This window comes from Streptococcus suis (genome assembly GCF_046032535.1).
Classification (GTDB): Bacteria; Bacillota; Bacilli; order Lactobacillales; family Streptococcaceae; genus Streptococcus; species Streptococcus suis_AK.
This window is the reverse complement of sequence record NZ_JARQPL010000005.1, coordinates 2,936-5,131: the sequence shown is the minus strand read 5'-3', so window position 1 is coordinate 5,131 and position 2,196 is coordinate 2,936. Positions and strand designations below refer to the sequence as shown.

The following is a 2,196-nucleotide window of genomic DNA, read 5'->3' as shown; positions in this document are numbered from 1 at the left end:
ACTTCTGTTGAAGTTGGCGGCGTTTCTTCGACTGGCGGTTCGACTTCTGTTGAAGTTGGCGGCGTTTCTTCGACTGGTGAGTCTACTTCTATATTTTCTACTTTCGAGCTTGATTTCAAATTGACAACAATTTCATAAAAGGGACCATTATAATTCAAATCGCTACTAAAAATTGTAGTGAAACCTTGACTTACCTCAACAGATTCAAAATAATATGCCCTTTCATCAATACCATTACTTTCATCACGAATGACATTATCAATTGTGGAGTTTGCAACTCGCCGACTCTCTTTAACTACTGATTCACCATCTTTAAATTGAATAGTATATAAGGCTTGCCTGATAGTTGAATTATCGTAGATCACACCTTCTGGTAGAAGTTTTTTCTCAATTTCAGGCAGAGGGTTATCCGATGTATTTACAACTAGTTGCTGGTATGAACGTATTACCTCTGTTTGAGTCCGATTTCCAACAGTAACTGACCTTGAAGAGATTTGAGTCCCACCAGCACCAAGTAAATCAAATGTTACACCATGTTCATTTTCATATGTTGAAATTGCCTCACGAATCACTTGTTTCATTGCTTCAAGGTCTTCACCATGGAAATTTGTGCGAATCAATACTCGCCCACTTGATTTTTCAACAACCTCAATATTGGTTACTATTGTCGTTTCAACAACCGGATTTAAATTTTCTACATCATTAGCCTGATTGACAACAATGGTTTTCGCAGGCAAACTATCAACAGTGGATAAGTAACTCGTATTACCATAAATATCTGTCAGATATAAATATCTCAGATCATATTGTCCTGGTAAATAAGAATAGTGAATTGTTTCAGATAAAGTCAGTCTTTTTCGATTTCCCTCCAATTGCTCAATATTCGTAATATTTTCGCCAAATCGGAGTGTTCCTGACTCACTTTCAAATACGAGATTAACAGATGTGATATTCGAATTATCTTCCACTAAAAGTACCACTTCAACTGTCTCACCTTGTTTAGCTTCATTTCGACTAGTTTCTAACTCAATAAACTTAGGTGCTGAAAAATCAGTAACGATATTAGGTGAGTTGATGATAGCCTGGGTAGCAATATTTTGAATAATTTCAGGTTCTGAAAGGCTATTTGATGAACTTTCGTTTTTAGCATTCAAATATATAAAGTCCAAAGATAAGTCTGACTTAGGATAATCACTTGCTATTGGTACCGTAACATCAAAGCGATACAGTCCGTCTGCAATCTTGATTGGGTTATTACTCTCTCCTCTAAGCACATATTGACTAGACAGTTTTTTATCAGATAGACCAAAGTAAATACGCTCCATTTCCTCTTCAGACGAAACCACAAAACTAGCAGTCAGTTTTTCTCCCGGCTGGTAAGACTCTTTATCAAATGTCAGGGATTCCAATTTAGGAACAGGAATATACTGTAGAGTCAATACCGTATCACCTTCTACAAGTTCACCGTAAAGAGAAGGTTGGTTCTCATATGATAATCTATAAATTTTTCCATCTTGCTCAATTGTCCGTACTTGATAATCATAGACATTGAAATTTGGATAGCTTTGAATTGGTTCAGATAAGCTCTCTGTTCCATCTGCAAAGACCGTCTTTTCACGATAACTAATTAATGTTTCTGGAACGGCTTCAACTGATTCTTTAAGAATTTGCCCTGACCTTGTTTGATACTGAACAATCACACGGCCCGTTTTCTTTTCGACCTGCTCTGTAGATACCAAATAAGGAGTGTAAGTATAGGTTACTTCCGTCAAACCAACTTTCAAAAGCCCTTGCTCTACACCGTCTACTTTAACCTTATAATACTGCCTACCATCCATACCATTCAGAAGCAATGGAGCTTCACTACTAGTATCATATGTAATCCCTGTCGCAACGGACTCCTCCGAACCGAATGCTAACGTCGACACCACGCCTGAAATTCTCTTGTCTTCAGCTATGGCAGTCCCATCTTCAAGTTGATAATGAATCAAGACTGAACCTGAAGTAATACTATTAACCGTCATCGAAAGTGGTGCAAATGTATGTTCTGCCCATGTATTTTTCGAAGAATCATAATAATAAACAATATTACCAATCTCATCTCTTAGAGATAGATGTGTTAAATTATAAATATCACTCGGGCGATTTTCTGGAATGGAGCTAGTTAAAACTGAACGATATAAGCCATTAGCTAAT

Annotated in this window: 1 protein-coding gene; it reads right to left on the bottom strand. The window is 37.0% G+C overall.

Annotated features, from left to right (window positions below; translation table 11 throughout):
• Nucleotides 1-2,196, bottom strand: a 2,196-nt coding sequence (locus P7J58_RS02645; protein WP_408555658.1) for a hypothetical protein, incomplete at both ends; no start/stop codon positions are given.